This window comes from Micromonospora mirobrigensis (assembly GCF_900091555.1).
Classification (GTDB): domain Bacteria; phylum Actinomycetota; class Actinomycetes; order Mycobacteriales; family Micromonosporaceae; genus Micromonospora; species Micromonospora mirobrigensis.
Genome location: NZ_FMCX01000001.1, coordinates 425,624 through 441,476 on the forward strand (window position 1 = coordinate 425,624; position 15,853 = coordinate 441,476).

The 15,853-nt window shown below is 74.0% G+C and carries 16 protein-coding genes; 6 read left to right on the forward strand and 10 right to left on the reverse strand.

Going from position 1 to position 15,853, the window contains the following annotated elements:
- Nucleotides 1–71 precede the first annotated feature (71 nt).
- Nucleotides 72–1,286, reverse strand: a complete 1,215-nt coding sequence (locus GA0070564_RS02050) for an RNA polymerase sigma factor (RefSeq protein ID WP_218104884.1) — start codon at nt 1,284–1,286, stop codon at nt 72–74.
- A 150-nt stretch (nt 1,287–1,436) separates the two neighbouring features.
- On the opposite strand from GA0070564_RS02050, the gene GA0070564_RS02055 reads away from it, so the two are divergent.
- Both GA0070564_RS02055 and GA0070564_RS02060 read left to right on the forward strand, forming a co-directional pair.
- The gene (locus tag GA0070564_RS02055) at nt 1,437–1,805 is read left to right on the forward strand and encodes a VOC family protein (protein ID WP_425412416.1); all 369 of its coding nucleotides are present in this window, start codon (nt 1,437–1,439) and stop codon (nt 1,803–1,805) included.
- Between the two features lie 170 nt (nt 1,806–1,975).
- Entirely contained in the window at nt 1,976–2,566 is a 591-nt protein-coding gene (locus GA0070564_RS02060) for a hypothetical protein (RefSeq protein WP_091601615.1), read from the forward strand.
- On the opposite strand, the gene GA0070564_RS02065 is transcribed toward GA0070564_RS02060, so the two are convergent.
- Together GA0070564_RS02065 and GA0070564_RS02070 are read right to left on the reverse strand one after the other, a co-directional pair.
- Nucleotides 2,532–2,903, reverse strand: a complete 372-nt coding sequence (locus tag GA0070564_RS02065) for a GntR family transcriptional regulator (RefSeq protein ID WP_091601617.1) — start codon at nt 2,901–2,903, stop codon at nt 2,532–2,534. The two genes, GA0070564_RS02060 and GA0070564_RS02065, sit on opposite strands and share 35 nt — an antisense overlap.
- On the reverse strand, nt 2,900–3,766 hold the full coding sequence (locus GA0070564_RS02070) for a hypothetical protein (protein ID WP_245669785.1): 867 nt from the start codon (nt 3,764–3,766) through the stop codon (nt 2,900–2,902). The genes GA0070564_RS02065 and GA0070564_RS02070 overlap by 4 nt, the downstream gene beginning before the upstream one ends.
- A 106-nt stretch (nt 3,767–3,872) precedes the next feature.
- Between GA0070564_RS02070 and GA0070564_RS02075 the strand changes: the two genes are divergently transcribed.
- Nucleotides 3,873–4,310 carry a VOC family protein gene (locus GA0070564_RS02075; RefSeq protein WP_091601620.1) on the forward strand — a complete coding sequence of 146 codons (438 nt, stop codon included), beginning with the start codon at nt 3,873–3,875 and terminating at the stop codon, nt 4,308–4,310.
- Between the two features lie 10 nt (nt 4,311–4,320).
- Here the strand turns inward: GA0070564_RS02075 and GA0070564_RS02080 are convergent, their stop codons facing one another.
- From GA0070564_RS02080 to GA0070564_RS02090, 3 genes are all read right to left on the reverse strand, one after another.
- Nucleotides 4,321–4,626 (reverse strand): DUF1499 domain-containing protein, encoded by a 306-nt coding sequence (locus tag GA0070564_RS02080; protein WP_091601623.1) that lies wholly within the window; start codon nt 4,624–4,626, stop codon nt 4,321–4,323.
- Entirely contained in the window at nt 4,623–5,159 is a 537-nt protein-coding gene (gene yidD / locus GA0070564_RS02085) for a membrane protein insertion efficiency factor YidD (protein ID WP_245669786.1), read from the reverse strand. The genes GA0070564_RS02080 and yidD overlap by 4 nt, the downstream gene beginning before the upstream one ends.
- 90 nt (nt 5,160–5,249) lie before the next feature.
- Nucleotides 5,250–6,359: a hypothetical protein gene (locus GA0070564_RS02090; RefSeq protein ID WP_091601629.1), complete on the reverse strand. Its 1,110-nt coding sequence runs from the start codon at nt 6,357–6,359 to the stop codon at nt 5,250–5,252.
- 278 nt (nt 6,360–6,637) lie between these two features.
- On the opposite strand from GA0070564_RS02090, the gene GA0070564_RS02095 reads away from it, so the two are divergent.
- On the forward strand, nt 6,638–8,179 hold the full coding sequence (locus GA0070564_RS02095; RefSeq protein ID WP_091601633.1) for a gluconokinase: 1,542 nt from the start codon (nt 6,638–6,640) through the stop codon (nt 8,177–8,179).
- A 26-nt stretch (nt 8,180–8,205) separates the two neighbouring features.
- Nucleotides 8,206–9,741, forward strand: coding sequence for a GntP family permease (locus GA0070564_RS02100; RefSeq protein WP_425412397.1), 1,536 nt, complete (start codon nt 8,206–8,208; stop codon nt 9,739–9,741).
- A gap of 69 nt (nt 9,742–9,810) precedes the next feature.
- Here the strand turns inward: GA0070564_RS02100 and GA0070564_RS02105 are convergent, their stop codons facing one another.
- Nucleotides 9,811–10,095 (reverse strand): putative quinol monooxygenase, encoded by a 285-nt coding sequence (locus GA0070564_RS02105; RefSeq protein WP_091601635.1) that lies wholly within the window; start codon nt 10,093–10,095, stop codon nt 9,811–9,813.
- 183 nt (nt 10,096–10,278) lie between these two features.
- Nucleotides 10,279–11,037, reverse strand: a complete 759-nt coding sequence (locus GA0070564_RS02110; protein ID WP_091601638.1) for a MerR family transcriptional regulator — start codon at nt 11,035–11,037, stop codon at nt 10,279–10,281.
- A 102-nt stretch (nt 11,038–11,139) separates the two neighbouring features.
- On the opposite strand from GA0070564_RS02110, the gene GA0070564_RS02115 reads away from it, so the two are divergent.
- Complete coding sequence (locus GA0070564_RS02115; RefSeq protein WP_091601641.1) at nt 11,140–11,739, forward strand: TIGR03086 family metal-binding protein; 600 nt, start codon at nt 11,140–11,142, stop codon at nt 11,737–11,739.
- Here the strand turns inward: GA0070564_RS02115 and GA0070564_RS02120 are convergent, their stop codons facing one another.
- Together GA0070564_RS02120 and GA0070564_RS02125 are read right to left on the reverse strand one after the other, a co-directional pair.
- Nucleotides 11,740–14,058, reverse strand: a complete 2,319-nt coding sequence (locus GA0070564_RS02120) for a putative bifunctional diguanylate cyclase/phosphodiesterase (protein WP_245669787.1) — start codon at nt 14,056–14,058, stop codon at nt 11,740–11,742. It abuts the gene before it with no gap.
- 235 nt (nt 14,059–14,293) lie between these two features.
- Entirely contained in the window at nt 14,294–15,847 is a 1,554-nt protein-coding gene (locus tag GA0070564_RS02125) for a glycosyl hydrolase (RefSeq protein ID WP_091604390.1), read from the reverse strand.
- Nucleotides 15,848–15,853: the final 6 nt, after the last annotated feature.

Below are 15,853 nucleotides of genomic sequence, written 5' to 3' on the forward strand. Positions count from 1 at the left end.
TGGTTCCTCTCCATCGGAAGTGGCCTTTCACCGACGCGTCGCACGAGTCGCCCCGGATCCGACATCGCCGTTCAAGATTCTTTCGAAAAACATTCCGCGGCGCGGTCCCGCAGCAGCGCCCGGTCCCGTTCGTTGCCGGCCAGCTCCGCCGCCCGCTCGAACTCGGCCCGCGCCTCGCGGTGCCGGCCGAGTCGCACCAGCAGGTCACCGAGCACGCTGGGCAGCAGGTGGTAGGCGGCCAGCGACGGCTCGTCCGCCAACTCCCTGGCCAGGGCGAGGCCGGCGGCCGGCCCGTCGGCCCGGGCCACGGCGACCGCCCGGTTCAGCTCGATAACCGGCGAGGGCACCAGCGCCGCCAGGTCCGCGTAGAGCGCCGCGATCCGCGGCCAGTCGGTCTCGGCGGGGGTACGCGCCCGCGCGTGGCAGGCCGCGATCGCGGCCTGGAGCGTGTACGGGCCGGGGTCGCCGAGGGCGCGCGCCCGGTCCAGGGCGGCCAGCCCACGACTGATCAGCAGCCGGTCCCAGCGTGCGCGGTCCTGGTCGTCGAGGAGGACCGGCTCGCCGTCCGGGCCGGTGCGGGCGGGGATGCGGGACGCCTGGATCTGGAGCAGGGCGGCCAGCCCGTGCACCTCCGCCTCGTCGGGCATCAGCCCCTGCAGCACCCGGGCCAGCCGCAGCGCCTCGCGGGTGAGCTCGGGGCGCATCCAGTCGTCGCCGGCGGTGGCCGCGTACCCCTCGTTGAAGATCAGGTAGATGACCTCGAGGACCGAGTCGACGCGTTCGGCGCGCTCGGCCGCCGTGGGCACCTCGAACGGGATGTGGGCGGTGGCCAGGGTCTGCTTGGCCCGGGTGATCCGCTGCCCGATGGTGGACTCCGAGGTGAGGAAGGCACGGGCGATCTCGCCGACGGTCAGTCCGCCGAGCAGCCGCAGGGTGAGCGCGGCGCGGGCGATCGGGGACAGGATCGGGTGGCAGGCCACGAAGATCAACCGCAGCAGGTCGTCGTCGATCCGCTCCTCGACGGCGGCGTCGAAGTCCACCGTGACCTGCTCGTCCAGGTCCCGGCCCAGCTCGGCGAGGGTGCGCTGCTGGGTCTGCCGGCGGCGGATCAGGTCGATCGCCCGGCGTTTGCCGACGGCGGTCAGCCAGGCCCCCGGGTTCGCCGGCACCCCGTCGCGCGGCCACTGTTCCAGGGCCGCGACCAGCGCGTCCTGGGCCAGCTCCTCGGCCAGCCCGACGTCGTGGACGAGGCCGGCGATGCCGGCGACCACCCGCCCGGACTCCATCCGCCACACCGTCTCCACGGTCCGCCGCGCCGCCTCGGTCTCCGTCACGGGCCCCATGACAGCAGCCGGGTCCGACATCCGCCAGCACCCGGGCGGAAGTGTCGTAGGCCCTTCGTAGGGTGACCTGGTCACGACGGACCGCCGGGAGGCATCGTGCTCGACCACTTCTCCGTACCAGTGCGCGACCTGCCGGTCGCCGCCGCCTTCTACGACGCCGTGCTCGCCCCGCTGGGCGCGCGCCGGCTGATGGAGCCCGGCCCGATCGGGTACGGCGTCGACCGCCCCGACTTCTGGCTGGAACCGACCGCCGAGGGCGCGACGCCGGTGCCGGCGCACATCGCCTTCACCGCCCCCGATCGGGCGGCCGTGCACGCCTTCCACGACGCGGCGATCGCCGCCGGGGCCGAGGTCCTGCACGCCCCGAAGGTCTGGCCGGAATACCACCCCGGCTACTACGGCGCCTTCGTCCGCGACCCCGACGGCAACAACGTCGAAGCCGTCTGCCACCGCCCCGCCTGACCCCCACCCCACGCCACCCGGTGGCGTTGATCATGAAGTTGGCGGCGATGTGGATCTACAGAAGTGCCGCCAACTTCATGATCAACGCAGGTCTCGGGGTGCGGGTGTCCGGGGGAGGTCAGGGGCGGGACCGGATGTTTCTGGGGGGACGGCGGCGGGACGGTGAGGCAATGATCACCGACGATGCCCGCGCCGCCGGGCGCACCGCGTACCCCTGGTTGCGGCCCACCGCCGTGACGGCCTCCCTGCTGCTGCTCGCCTACGGGCTGCTGCGCCTGCTCGACGGCCTGGACGGCCACCGGGACAAGGACGGCTGGGCCTGGAACCTCGGCCACACGCTCTTCCTGCTCGGCGTCGTCCTGTTCGGATTCCTCATGGTGGGGCTGCGGGCGGTGCTGCGGGACGGCTCGCGGCGGCGGCGCACCCTCGCCGACGTGGCCACGGTGGCCGGGCTGGTCGGGGCGGTCGGCTTCGGCTGGGTGATCCTCGGGGACCTCTTCGCCGGCTTCGCCGACGCGGTCGACACCCCGGATCTGGTGCTCTTCGGTGGGCCGCTGTTGTTCGAGCTGGGGCTGCTCACCCTGCTGACGCTGGCCGCGACGGCCCGGCCCCGGCTGCTACCTGCCTGGGCGCCGGTGCTGGTGCTGGCCGGGTTCGTGGCGATCGCGGTGAACCTGGACCTGCTGCCGATCGGCGCCGCGCTGGTGCTCGCCGGGCTGCTGCCGATCAGCCCGCCGGCCAGGACCGGCGCAGCGCGGTGACGGCCGCCTCCAGGTCCGCGCCGAGCAGCCTCGCCTGCCGGGCGTACGCGGTGGCGTGCCGGTCCAGGGCGGGCCCGGCCTCCGGCGGCGGGACGTCCCGGGTGACCCGGGTCCCGCCGCCGCGCCGGGAGCGGACCAGCCCGGCTGCCTCCAGCTCCCGGTACGTCCGGGCCACCGTGCCGACGGCCAACCCCAGGTCGCCGGCGAGTTGGCGCAGCGGCGGCAGCCGCTCCCCCGGCGGCAGCACGCCCGAGCCGATCAGGTCGACGAACTGCCGGCGCAGCTGCTCGTACGGGGGCGTCGGGTCGTCGGCGTCCAGCCGCAGCGCCGGCGTCATCGGGCGGCGGGTACGGCCGGCCGGGGGGTCGGGGCACCCGATCGGAGCAGGGCGGTCACGCTCCAGCCGGCCAGCGCCAGCCAGCCCGGGGTCAGCAGGAGCAGCAGCCAGGCGGCGGCCGTCCACCACGCCGGTCGGCACGGGCTGGCCAGCAGCCCCCCGGCGGCGGTCACCGACACGCCGATCAGCGGGACGGCGACCAGCAGTCCGGCCGCACCGGTGACGGCGTGCCCGGAGCGGCGCCGCTCGGCGTCGTCACGGACCAGGTCACCGGCGTCGTCCACCGGACGCGGACGACCGACGACCCTGCGCAGGGCCAGCCCGGCCAGCAGGACGCCGGCGCCCAGCACCACGGCCAGCGGCAGGCTGTAGAAGGAGCCGGGCCACGGGCCGTGGCCGCCGGTGAACTCGCCGCAGTCGTACCCGAATGATCGGCCGGCGCGACCCTGGTCGTCGGGGGAACCGGCGGCGGTGGTCGCGACGAGCAGGACGGCCAGGCCGACACCGGCGACCGCGACCGCCGTGGCCGGCCATCGGGGCAGGTAGTGCCGGATCTGCCGGGTCTCCAGGGCGGCCGCGCGGGCCGGGCCGGTGGGGCGGGCGGCCCGGGTCTCCCCGGCGACGACCCCGGCGAGTACGCAGAGGCCGAGCAGCGGCGCGGCGATCGCCGTACCCCGGCCCAGCGGGTCGGCCCGCACGGCGACGGCGGCCGCGGCCACCCCGACGGTCAGGCCGGCCCACCGCCAGCCCCGGACGGTCCGGCGGACCCGGGCGGGCGCGGGATCGCCGGCGGCCGGTGTCCCGGCCAGGGCGGCGACGACGAGCGCGATCACGACGATCCCCAGCAGCAGCGACAGCGCCACGCGACCACCCCTCTTGTGTCAAACGCTTGGCACAAACCAGCATGCGGCCCGCGGACTCCTTGTGTCAACCGATTGATACAAGGTCGGCTGCGCATACGGTGCGGGGATGGAGCAGCGGATCAGTCTGATCACCCTCGGGGTCGCCGACGTCGCCCGCGCCCGCGCGTTCTACGAGCGGCTCGGCTGGCGTGGCCAGGAGGTCGAGGAGACCGTCTTCTTCCAGGCCGGCGGGCTGGCCGTCGTCCTGTGGGGGCGCGGCAAGCTGGCCGACGACGCCGGCGTGGCCGACCGCGGCGGTGACGGCTTCGGCGGGCTGAGCCTCGCGCAGAACGTCCGCTCCCGCGAGGAGGTCGACGCGATCCTCGCCGACGCGGCGGCGGCCGGCGCCGCCCTCACCCAGCCACCCCGGGAGACCTTCTACGGCGGGTACGCCGGCTGCTTCACCGACCCCGACGGGCACGTGTGGGAGATCGCCCACAACCCGGGATTCGCCCTGGCCGACGACGGGACGCTGACCCTGCCGAACTTCGGCGCCGGCTCCTGATCACCGGGCGTCAGCCCTCGACGGCGCTCAGCACCCGCTCCACGTTGCGCCGGTTCTGGCCATAGTCGAACAACGTGGTCCGCAGCCGCGAGCCACTGTGGACCTCGACCGTCGAGCCACCCTCGGCGGGCCGGACGGACGCCGTCACGTCCTCGCCCCACGACCTCATGCTCATCCCGGTCCGGACCCGGATCGTCCAGGCGTCCACCTGCTCGACCGGCCGGGCGCGGTCGAGTCCTTCCGGGCCGACCCTGAGCCGTTGCGCTGCCACCGGCGGCGCGACCGGCAGGAAAGCCCGCGACTGGAAGTGCTTCATTCCGCTGCCCCGCCTTCACGATGGTCCGCCGCGTCTCGCCCTTCGCCGTTACCCAACCCGGCGCTCGGCGAATCGACGACCGCCACCCGGCCGGACCCGGCCGGTCCGGCGCTCCGCGCCGCCCGACGGAGCTGCCCGTCGGCCGGATCGCGCAGCGGGTCGGTGGTGCCACGGGGCACCTCGGGCCGGCAGCGGCGGACCCGGTCGGCGGCCTGCCGCCCACCGACCGCCAGGCCGTACCGCTCCACCGCCGCCAGGCCGTACGTGCTGCAACTGGGGGTGAACCGGCACCGCCCCGGCCAGCGGTGCGACAGCCAGCGCCGGTAGCCGAGGATCGCGGCCCGCCCGGCCCGGTCGGCCAGCGGCGCCCGGGTCACCCCGGCGGTGACCGCGCCGAGGGTCAGCGCCGTCGAGAAGAGCCCGAGGTCGCAGCAGGCCAGATCGCAGTCCAGCAGACCGATGTCGCAGGCCGGCAGCGGATCGTAGTCGCAACCCTTGTCACGCTTGCGCTCGTCGCCGTCGTCGTCGCTCACGCCGGCCATGGTGGATCATGCGCGCAACCCCGAACGGGCTGTTAACAAGGGGCCCCTGCCATACCGCAGGCGTTAAGAAGGGGCCCGTGCTTACAGCGTCACCGGGCGGCGGGCGCCCTGGTGGCGGGCGCAGACGCCGGGCCGGCCGCCGTTGAGGCTGTACTGCCCGTCGCGGCACTGCACCAGGTAACCCTTGCCCTGCCAGAAGCCGGGCGCGCAGTCGAAGAAGTCGCAGACCGCGCGGGCCGGCCGACTCACCTTCTCCCCGCCGCCGCAGAAGTCGTACCCGAACGGGTTGCGGGGCGCGCCGCAGAACCGTTCCGGCGACGCGGACGGCGACGCCGACGGCCGAGGCTTGCGGGCCACCGGACCGGCCGGGGCGAGCCGGGTCGGCGTGTGCGTCGGCGCGGGGGTGGCGGCCACCGCCACGTCCGTCTGCACCGGCGGCTCGGACTCCAGCAGCACCGCCGGCACGATCAGCGCGAACGCGGCGGCCACCGCGACGGTACGCCGGCCACCCGGCACCCGGGCCGAGAGCCGGGCCTGCGCCGGGCTGACGATCGACGGGCGGAACGGCTCCCGCTGGGCGTGCTCGGCGATCAGCTCGTCGAGCTGCCCGAGCACCGCCTCGCGCTGCTCGATCGCCTCGGCGAAGGCCAGCGTCAGGGTGAACCGGAACTCCGCCGCCGCGTCCGGCGGCAGCAGCAGGCCGGAGGTGCCGCGCCGGTCGAGGACCTGGATCAGGGTGACCGGCGCCGCCGGGTCGTGGGCCAGGCCGGTCATCTTCGCGTACGCCCAGTCGCGCCGGCCGCGACCGCCGGCCAGCAGGAGCCGGCGGTTGGTGAGCACGGCGAGCCCGGCGTCGACCACCTTCACCCCGTCCGGGCGCCGGCCGCGCAGCGGCGGCGGATCCGCCGCGACCCGCAGCTCGGGGGCGGGCAGCACGGCGGTGTGCCGCACCTCGACCAGTTGCGCACCCGGCTGGGCCCAGAAGACCGTCTCGCCGGGGGTCAGCTCGACGGGAAGCCCGGCGCCGGGCGTTCCGCTCAGCGCCGCCGCGGCGGCCCGCAGCCGGCGCAACTCCCCGTCGCGGCGGCGCCAGGCCTGCTCGGCGTCGCGGAACGCGACCTGCCGCCGCTCGTTCTGCCGGTACGCCCACCGGTACCGCCAGGTGGAACCCGTCGCATCAGTCTCCGCCACGCCGACTCCTTCGCCGTGCGAACCACCAACCGGGGTGTCATCCGGATCAACGGTCGACGCGGGCGGGGCGGAGCCGACGAAGCCGACGTTCTACCCGAACGGCGCAGCAACCGGCACGATAGGGCGATGTGGGCGCGTCGATTCATGTTCCGGACGGCAGAAAGCCCGGCTGACCTGAGGAGATGCGGCACACCGTGCAGCACCGGTCAGCCGTGGGTAACGTCAGCCGCAGCCGGCGGCGACGAGGCTGCCGGCACCGCAGGCGAGGGGGCGTACCGGTGGCGGACACGGCGGTGGTTGTCGGCGTCGACATCGGCACCACCAGCACCAAATCCGTCGCGTACGACGCCTCCGGGCGGCAGCTCGCCACCCACTCCGTCGGCTACCCGCTGGAGGAGCCGCACCCCGGGTACGCCGAGCAGGACCCGAAACTGATCCACGACGCAGTGCTGGAGACGATCCGCGAGGTCGTCGCCCAGCTGCCCGGGCCGGTCGCCGGGCTGTCGTTCAGCACCGCCATGCACAGCCTGATCGGCCTGGACGCCGACGGCGCCCCACTGACCCGGTCGATCACCTGGGCCGACTCCCGGGCCAGCCGGCAGGCCGAACGGATGCGGGCCGTCCCGGCGGGGCTGGCGCTGCACCGGCGTACCGGCACCCCGATGCACCCGATGTCCCCGATGGTGAAGCTGGTCTGGTTCGGCGAGCAGGAACCGAAGCTCTTCGAGCGGGTCGCGCACTGGGTCGGCATCAAGGACTACGTGCTGCTGCGACTGACCGAGGCGCTGGTCACCGACCACTCCGTCGCCTCCGCCACCGGCCTGATGGACATCCACCGGCTGGCCTGGGACCCGGAGGCGTTGCAGCGCGCCGGGATCACCGAGGAGCAGCTGCCCCAACTGGTCCCCACCACCACCGTCCTGCCCGGGCTGACCGCCGAGGCCGCCCAAGCCACCGGCCTGCCCGCGGGGACCAAGGTGGTGGTCGGCGCCGGGGACGGGCCGCTGGCCAACCTCGGTCTCGGCGCGGTCCACCCCGGCGTGGTGGCCTGCTCCATCGGCACCTCCGGCGCCATGCGGGTGGCCGTCGAACGACCCGCCGTCGACCCGCTCGGCGGCGTCTTCTGCTACGCCCTCACCCAGGACCGCTGGGTGGTCGGCGGGGCGATCAACAACGGCGGCATCGTGCTCCAGTGGGCCGGCGACGCGCTCGCGCCGGAGCTGGGCGAACACGCCGAGGAGGAGCTGCTCGCCACCGCCGCCAGGGCGCCCGTCGGCTCCGGCGGGCTGATCATGCTGCCGTACCTGCTCAGCGAGCGGGCGCCGCACTGGAGCGCGCTGCCCCGCGGCGCGTACGTCGGGCTGACCCACGGCCACCGACGCGAGCACCTGGTCCGCGCCGCCCTGGAGGGGGTCTGCCAGCAGCTCGCGCTGGTCCTCCAGTCGGTCCGCGCGGCCGGCAACGAGGTCCGCGAGGTCCGGGCCAGCGGCGGCTTCGCCCGCAGCCCCCTGTGGCGGCAGATCCTCGCCGACGCGCTCGGCATGCCGGTGAGCTTCCCCGCCGGCCACGAGGGCTCCAGTTTCGGGGCCGCCCTGCTGGGCATGCAGGCGCTCGGCCTGATCGAGTCCATCGACGTCGCCGCCGACCTGGTCAAGATCGACGAGACGGTACGCCCCGACCCGGGCGCCGCCGCGACGTACGCGGCCCTGCTGCCGCTCTTCTCCGAGCTGTACGACGCGCTCGTCCCCACGTTCGCGTCGCTGCGACGGCTGGCACCCAGCCTGCCGCCGGAACCCCCACCCACCGCACCGCCCATGTGACCCGCCCGTACCTGACGAAGGTCGTGATGACCGTGACCCCTGTTCTCGCCGCACCGGCGGAACCACTGACGAACGCCGGCAACACCCAACTGATCATCGCGGCCCTGCTGGGCATCGCCGCGGTGGTGCTCCTCATCGCCTGGGGAAAGGTCCACCCCTTCCTGTCGCTGATCCTCGGCGCCGCCGTGCTCGGCGTCGTCGCCGGCGTCACGCCCGACAAGATCGTCACCTCGTTCAGCAGCGGGGTCGGCTCCACCGTCGGCGGCGTCGGCCTGCTGATCGCCCTCGGCGCCATGATCGGCGGCCTGCTCGCCGAGTCCGGCGGCGCGGACAGCATCGTCGAACGGGTCGTCGCCCGGGTCTCCGGCGGCGCCCTGCCCTGGGCGATGGCCGGCGTGGCCGCCCTGATCGGCCTGCCGCTCTTCTTCGAGGTCGGCGTGGTGCTGCTGGTGCCGATCGTGCTGCTGGTCTCCCGCCGGGTCGACGTGCCGCTGATGAAGATCGGCATCCCGGCGCTGGCCGGCCTGTCGGTGCTGCACGGCCTGGTGCCGCCGCACCCCGGCCCGCTGGTCGCCATCGACGCCCTCGGCGCCAACCTCGGCCAGACCCTGGCCCTGGGCCTGCTGGTCGCCATCCCCACGGTGATCATCGCCGGCCCGGTCTTCGGCAACTTCATCTCCCGGTACGTGACGGCCACCGCCCCCGAGGCGCTGCTGCCCACCCGCCGGCCGCTCGCCGTCGCCGGTCGCTCCGGCGCCGCGGGCGACACCCGACCCACCACCCCCGGCCGGGGACCGGTCGACGCCGACGGCGACCTGGTCACCGAAGACGACCTGGTCAACCCGGGCGCTGGCCGGCCCGGCGAGCCGATCGACGAGGAGAACCGCCCCCGCCGGGCGCCCGCCCTGTGGGCCGCCGTGATCACCGTGCTGCTGCCGGTGGTGCTGATGCTGCTGCGCGCCATCGGCGAGCTGACCCTCGCCGAGGACACCGGTGGCCGCAAGGCGCTGGACATCGTCGGCACCCCGATCGTGGCCCTGCTCGCCGGCGTCATCTTCGCGATGATCTTCCTGGGCTACCGGACCGGCTTCAGCCGTACCCAGGTCTCCGGTTTCCTCGGCGGTTCGCTGCCGGCCATCGCCGGCATCCTGCTGATCGTCGCCGCCGGTGGCGGTTTCAAGCAGGTCCTGGTGGACGCCGGGGTGGGCAACCTGGTCGCCGACGCCGCCAAGGACGCCAGCCTGTCGCCGCTGCTGCTCGGCTGGCTGGTCGCGGTCGGCATCCGGGTCGCCACCGGCTCGGCCACCGTGGCCACCATCACCGCCGCCGGCATCGTCTCGCCGCTCGCGGCGACCCTCCAGGGCCCCGAGGTCGCCCTGCTGGCGCTGGCCGTCGGCTGTGGCTCGCTGTTCTTCTCGCACGTCAACGACGCCGGCTTCTGGCTGGTCAAGGAGTACTTCGGCCTCACCGTCGGGCAGACCATCAAGAGCTGGTCGGTGATGGAGACCATCATCTCGGTGGTCGGCTTCGCCGGCGTCATGCTGCTCGACCTGGTCGTCTAGCGGCGCTCCTCCTGCGACCAGGCCGCCGTCACCCGCCCGGGTGGCGGCGGCCTCGTCGTGCGCGGAGCGTCAGGGCGCCTCGACCGAGGCGATCACGAAGCGGTGCACCTCGGCGCCGCGGATCGCCGCCGCCTGCTCGCCGCTCGGGCCGGCGCCCCGGAAGGCGAGCAGCTGCTCCTCGGACTCCCAGCGTTCGTAGACGTTGATCCGGGCCGGCTCGACCAGGTCCGGGCTGACCGCGAAGTCCACACAGCCGGGCGCGGACCGGGCCGCCCGGATCACCTCCATGCACGAGGCGAGGTAGGCGTCCCGACCGCCCGGGTCGACGTAGAGGGTGCCGGCGACGATCAGCATGCGCCGCCTCCCCTTCTCCCGGGCCCGCCCGACGCCGGACGCGCGCGGGTCCGGCCGGCCGGCGGGCGGACATCTCCACGAGCGTGATACCTCACAGGTATAAATATGCCCCAGAGGTATCAGGCTCGCCGGGACATCGCCCTCCGCGCGAGCCGCGCCGGCCGCCGCGAGGCCGCCCGTCGGTCAGGCGCGGCTGATCGCGTTGGCGTGGATCGCCTCGGCCAGATAGGCCGCCATCCCCGGGTGGATCGCCTCGAAGTACGCGGTGAACCGCTCGTCGGCCACGTACATGTCGGCCAGGCAGACGTGCAGCTCGTATGGGCAGTCGTAGAACCAGCGGGTGATCAGCTGCCGGTGCTCCTCGGCCAACGCCATCGCCTCCGCCGAGTCCGCCGCGACGCCCGAGGTCATCAGCGCGACCATCCGTCGCCCCCAGTCCTCGTTCTCCGCCTTGTTCCGCAGCCAGTCCTCCTTGGAGTAGCGGGCCGTCCGCTCGGCCGACTGCCGGTACGCCTCGGTGTCGCCCCAGCGCTGCTCCGCCTCCTCGGCGTGGTCCTCCGGTTCGAAGTCGCCGAAGACCTGGAACCGCTCCTCCGGGGTCAGCTGAATGTTCATCTTCCTCGCCTCCATCGCGAGCTCGATCGCGGCGACCATCTCCCGTAGCTTCCCGATCCGCCCGGTCAGCAGCTCGTGCTGCCGGCGCAGGTGCGCCGCCGGGTCGGCGGCCGGGTCGTCGAGGATCGCGGCGATCTCGTCCAACGGGAACCCCAGCTCGCGGTAGTAGCGGATCAGCTGCAACCGCTCCAGGTCCGCGTCGTCGTAGCGGCGGTAGCCGGCCGGCGTACGCCCACCCGGCGACAGCAGCCCGATCTCGTCGTAGTGGTGCAGCGTCCGCACCGTCACCCCGGCGGCCCGCGCCACCTGTCCCACCGTGTACGCCATGGTTCCCTCCCTTCCTGACAACCAGGCTCCCGCCTCCCGCGACGTGAGGGTCAAGGAAATACGGGCGAGCGGCCACCGGTCCGTCGCCGTAGGCTCGGACAGATGATTCCCGACCTGCGCGCCCAGGACGAGACGGCGGTACGCGCGACCGTGGCACTGGTCGACCGGGTACGCCCCGACGACCTCGGACGGCCCACACCGTGCGCCGGCTGGGACCTGGCCGCGCTCCTGGCGCACATGACCGCGCAGCACTGCGGGTTCGCCGCCTCGGCCACCGGCCGCGGCACCTCCCTGGCCGAGTGGCGGACCCACCCACTCGGCGACGACCCCGCGGCGGAGTACGCCGACGCCGCCGAGCAGGTCATCGCCGCCTTCGCCGCACCCGACGTGCCGGAGCGGACCTTCGCCCTCCCCGAGTTCGGCGCGGGAGTACGGGTGGCCGGCCGGCAGGCCGTCAGCTTCCACTTCATCGACTACGTCGTGCACGGCTGGGACGTCGCCCGCTCACTCGACCTGCCGTTCACCCTGCCGGCGGAGCTGCTGCACGCCGCCGTCCCGGTCGCCGAGGCCATCCCCGACGGCCCCGGGCGGCTCGCGCCCGACGCCGCCTTCGCGCCACGGCTGCCCGCCACCGACGACCCCGACCCGCTGAACCGGATCCTCGCGCTGGTCGGCCGCGCCCCGACCTGGCCGCACGCCTGATCAGCGCGCCGAACGCCCCGCCGGGCGGGGTGGTCCGGCGTCGACCGGGGTGAGCGTGGTGAGCAGCTCGGCCAGGGCCACCGGGCGGCCGTACCGCCAGCCCTGGCCGTGCACGCAGCCGATCGCGGTGACCGCCGCGTGCTGCGCCTCGGTCTCCACCCCCTCGGCCACCACCGCCAGGTCGAACGCCCCGGCCAGCCGGGTCACCATCTCCACCGTCGCGTACGCCCGGGCGTCGTCGTCGAGGCGGGCCACGAACGACCGGTCGATCTTCAGCTCGGTCGCCGGGATGCGGTGCAGGTAGCTCAGCGACGAGTAGCCGGTGCCGAAGTCGTCGATGGCGATCCGGATGCCCAGCTCCCGGAGCTGGCCCAGCCGCTCCAGCACCGCGTCGCTCCCCTCGATCAACGCCGACTCGGTCAGCTCCAGGGTCAGCGCGCGGGGAGCCAGCCCGGCCCCGGCGGTCGCCCCGGTGACCGTGGCGATCAGGTCGGGCCGGCGCAGGTGCGCGGCGGAGATGTTCACCGCGACCGTGGCCTCCGGGGCCCGCTCCCGCCACGCCCCGGCCGCCCGGCACGCCTCGTGGATCACCCAGCGGTCGATCGGCAGGATCAGCCCGGTCTCCTCGGCCAGCGGCAGGAACCGGGCCGGGGTCAGCGGCCCGAGCCGGGGATGCCGCCAGCGCACCAGCGCCTCGGCGCTGCGTACCGTGCCGGTGGCCAGGTCGACGATGGGCTGGTATTCGAGGTACAGCTGCCTCTCGTCGACGGCGCGCCGCAGGTCGGCGATCAGCTCGGCCCGGGTCACCGCCGACTCGCGCAGCAGCGGCGTGCAGGTCCGGTACGCGGACTTGCCGGCGGCCTTGGCCGCGTACATGGCGATGTCGGCGTCGCGGAGCAGGTCGGTGTGGGAGGTGTGCTGCGGCCCGTACTCGGCGATGCCGATGCTGGCCGACGGGTGCACGCCGAGGTCCTCCTCGCCGGGCAGCGGTTCCAGGGCGGCGAGCAGCCGGTCGGCGAGGCGCTCCGGCGGGACCGACCGGCCCCCGTCGACCAGCACCGCGAACTCGTCCCCGCCCAGCCGGGCGATGGTGCCGGCGTCGCCCACCACATCGTGCATCCGTTCGGCGATGCTGATCAGCAGCCGGTCACCGGCGGCGTGCCCGAACCGGTCGTTGACCTGCTTGAAGCCGTCCAGGTCGAGCAGCAGCACGGCGACCGGCGCCCGGGTGCGCAGCGCCCGGCGCAGCCGCCGGGTGAACATCAGCCGGTTCGGCAGGCCGGTGAGCTGGTCGGAGTAGGCCAGCCGGCGCAGCCGGGCGACCAGCCGCAGGTTCTCGTTGGCGGCCAGCCCCTGCCGGACGGCCAGCACGCCGAGCAGCGCCATCATCCCGACGAAAACCAGGTGCGGGGTCTGCCCGGTCGGGCGCCGGGACAGCAGCACCGCCACGATCGCGCCACCCACCGGCAGGTACGGCAGCGCCACCCGCCACCACGGCGGCAGCGGAGACTCGACGGTGTCGTCGGCGCCGTCGCAGGTCGGCGGCGGTGGGTAGCCGGTGGCGACGCCGACCAGCAGGTAGCTCAGCGGCCAGCAGACGTCGATCGGGTGCCCGGGGGCGTACGTGTCGTGGGCGAACAGCGAGACGTAGCCGGCGTCGGCGGCGGCCCGGATGGCCAGGCTGACCCCGATCACGGTCAGCGGCGCCCAGGTCCGCCGGGCCGGCCCGGCGACCGCCACCAGGATGGTCAGCTGCATCAGGTCGAGCATCGGGTAGAGCAGGGCGAAGCTGCGCAGCGGATCGATGAGGTCGGCGGCGGCGACGTCCCGGAAGACCACCACCCAGCCGATCGGGATCAGCGCCAGCCCGACGATCACCCCGTCGAGCACCGTGCGGGCCCGGCCCACCGCGCTGCGCGGCGCCGACAGCGAGCTGAGCAACGCCCCGGTGCCGGTGATCAGGCCGAGGGTGAAGATGGCGCCGATCAGCGGGGTGTGCGGCAGGTCGTCGGCGCCGATCCGCTCGACCGTCCACACCGTACGGCCGAGGGCCGCGAGGCCCATGGTGGCGGCGAGCAGCGACCAGAACCGGCGCAGCGGCACCGGATGCCGGTGGGCGGCGGCGACGCAGGCCGCCATGGACCAGCTCGCCACGGTGACCGCGCCCAGGTCGCTGGCGAGGGCAGCGCCGGGCAGTTCGGCGAGCAACCAGACCAGCTCGACGAGTACGACGAGACCGGCCGCCAGCAGACCCAGCCGCCCCACCCGGCGGGGGGGCACCGGCGCCGCGGCGGCCACGGTCACGTCCTGGGGTTGCACAGCGATCGCTCCGGCTCTCTCTCCTGCGTGCACCCTCACGGTGAGGACCGGTCACGGACGGCGAACGCGGCAAGCGTAGCCACCGCTCCGGCGGGCCGCCAGGGTCGATCGACCGGGCCTGGCAGCCGTGACGATCGGTGCAGCGATCCACAGCGGATAGTGGAGGAGAGGCGGGGTGTCAACAGGGGCCCCCTGCTATACCGCAGGCGTTAAGAGGGGGCCCCTGCTTACATCCTCAGGAGATGGTGAGGTTGTCGACGTAGACGGCGGAGGCGCCGCTCGCGCCGCTGCCGGGGACGAACTGCACGCCGATCTCGCGGACGTCACCGAGGTTGGCCACCCCGCCCAGGTTGAGCGAGAGGTTGGCGCCCGACGAGGTCACCGCGACCGAGCCCCCGTCGAACCACTGCCATCCGGTGCCGGTCTTGACGTACAGCTTGGCCTGGCTGCCGGTGCCGAAGCTGCCCCACGGCGCGACCCGGGCGGTGGCCCGCAGGGTGGTCTTCCCGCTCAGGCTGGTGGTGGCGGTCTTCTTCAGGTACGCCGCGCCGGCGCCCAGGTTGACGTCGGACTTCAGCGAGTAGGAGCCCTGGGCGGCCCACTCGTTGACCTGCCACGGCCCGCCGGTCACGTTGGTGCCGGTCCAGCCCTCGGTGCCGGACTCGAAGCCGGCCAGCAGGGTGCCGCCGGAGGGCGGCGGGGTGGTGGTGCCGCCACCGCCGGGCTCGGTGACGGTGCCCAGGTCGACCTCGCCGCGGTTGGCGATCCAGGAGTTGTTGAACAGGGTGCTCGCGCCGGAGTTGCGGGCCGGGCTCCAGCTGTCGTTCCAGGCCAGGAAGTACGACGTCTTCGGGTAGCTCTGCTGGAACGCGGTGACCCACTTGCCGTAGTCGAAGGAGCCGGCGGTGTCCGGGCCGATCTCGGCGAAGGCGAACGGCTTGCCCAGTCCGACCAGCTCCGAGTACGCGGACTGGATGCCGGAGACCTGCGGGTTGTCGTCGTAGGCGTCCATGCCGACGATGTCGGTGTAGGAGGCGCCCGGGTAGTAGGTGGTGCGGTTGCCCCGGCTGAAGTCGGCCGAGTAGACCCAGATCAGGTTGTCCAGCCCCTTGGTCTGGGTGAAGTACGTGTACATCTGCTGCCACACCTGCTTGAAGGTGTTCGGGTCCCGGTTGCCCCACCAGAACCAGTCGCCGTTGACCTCGTGGAACGGCCGGAACAGCACCGGCACGCCGGCGTTCTCCAGGTCCTGGAGGCCGGCGGCCATCTTGTCCTCCAGCCGCCGCCAGCGGGCGCCGGCGTCGGTGGACGGGTTGAGCAGGTCGGCGAAGTTGGCCATCGGGGTGTTCAGCCCGCCGCCGTTGGCGTTGGCCGGGCTGGGCGAGTGGACGCTGACGGTGACCAGGCCACCGCTGCTCCACCAGGACTTCAGGCTGGAGTTGCAGGAGTGGTCGACCAGGGCGGTGATGTCACTGTTGGTGGCCCAGCCGGAGCCGTAGTCGCAGCTGAGGATGGCCGGGTACTGCCCGGTGGCGGAGCGCAGCTCCTCGGTCTGGCTGAGCGAGAAGCCGCTGTTGCTGTAGCCGCCGAAGAAGCCGGAGGCGATCCGGTTGCTGCTGCGGTTGGGCAGGTGGCCCAGCCAGTTGAGCACGCTCTTCGTGGAGGCGGAGGCGTTGGCGTTGGCGGGTGAGACGGTGTGCGCGTCGGCGGGGCCGACCACGGTCAGGACGGAGGCGGCGGCCAGGGCGGTGGCGGCGGCGCTCAGCGCGAGGCGGACTCTGCTTCGCATGGTCAC

Coding starts and splice junctions, on each gene's coding strand:
- GA0070564_RS02075 (WP_091601620.1), top strand. CDS start 3,873: ATGGAGCAGCGGATCAGTCTGATCACCCTCGGGGTCGCCGACGTCGCC.
- GA0070564_RS02060 (WP_091601615.1), top strand. CDS start 1,976: ATGATCACCGACGATGCCCGCGCCGCCGGGCGCACCGCGTACCCCTGG.
- GA0070564_RS02100 (WP_425412397.1), top strand. CDS start 8,206: ATGACCGTGACCCCTGTTCTCGCCGCACCGGCGGAACCACTGACGAAC.
- GA0070564_RS02065 (WP_091601617.1), bottom strand. CDS start 2,903: ATGACGCCGGCGCTGCGGCTGGACGCCGACGACCCGACGCCCCCGTAC.
- GA0070564_RS02105 (WP_091601635.1), bottom strand. CDS start 10,095: ATGCTGATCGTCGCCGGCACCCTCTACGTCGACCCGGGCGGTCGGGAC.
- GA0070564_RS02125 (WP_091604390.1), bottom strand. CDS start 15,847: ATGCGAAGCAGAGTCCGCCTCGCGCTGAGCGCCGCCGCCACCGCCCTG.
- GA0070564_RS02050 (WP_218104884.1), bottom strand. CDS start 1,286: ATGGAGTCCGGGCGGGTGGTCGCCGGCATCGCCGGCCTCGTCCACGAC.
- GA0070564_RS02115 (WP_091601641.1), top strand. CDS start 11,140: ATGATTCCCGACCTGCGCGCCCAGGACGAGACGGCGGTACGCGCGACC.
- GA0070564_RS02080 (WP_091601623.1), bottom strand. CDS start 4,626: ATGAAGCACTTCCAGTCGCGGGCTTTCCTGCCGGTCGCGCCGCCGGTG.
- GA0070564_RS02110 (WP_091601638.1), bottom strand. CDS start 11,037: ATGGCGTACACGGTGGGACAGGTGGCGCGGGCCGCCGGGGTGACGGTG.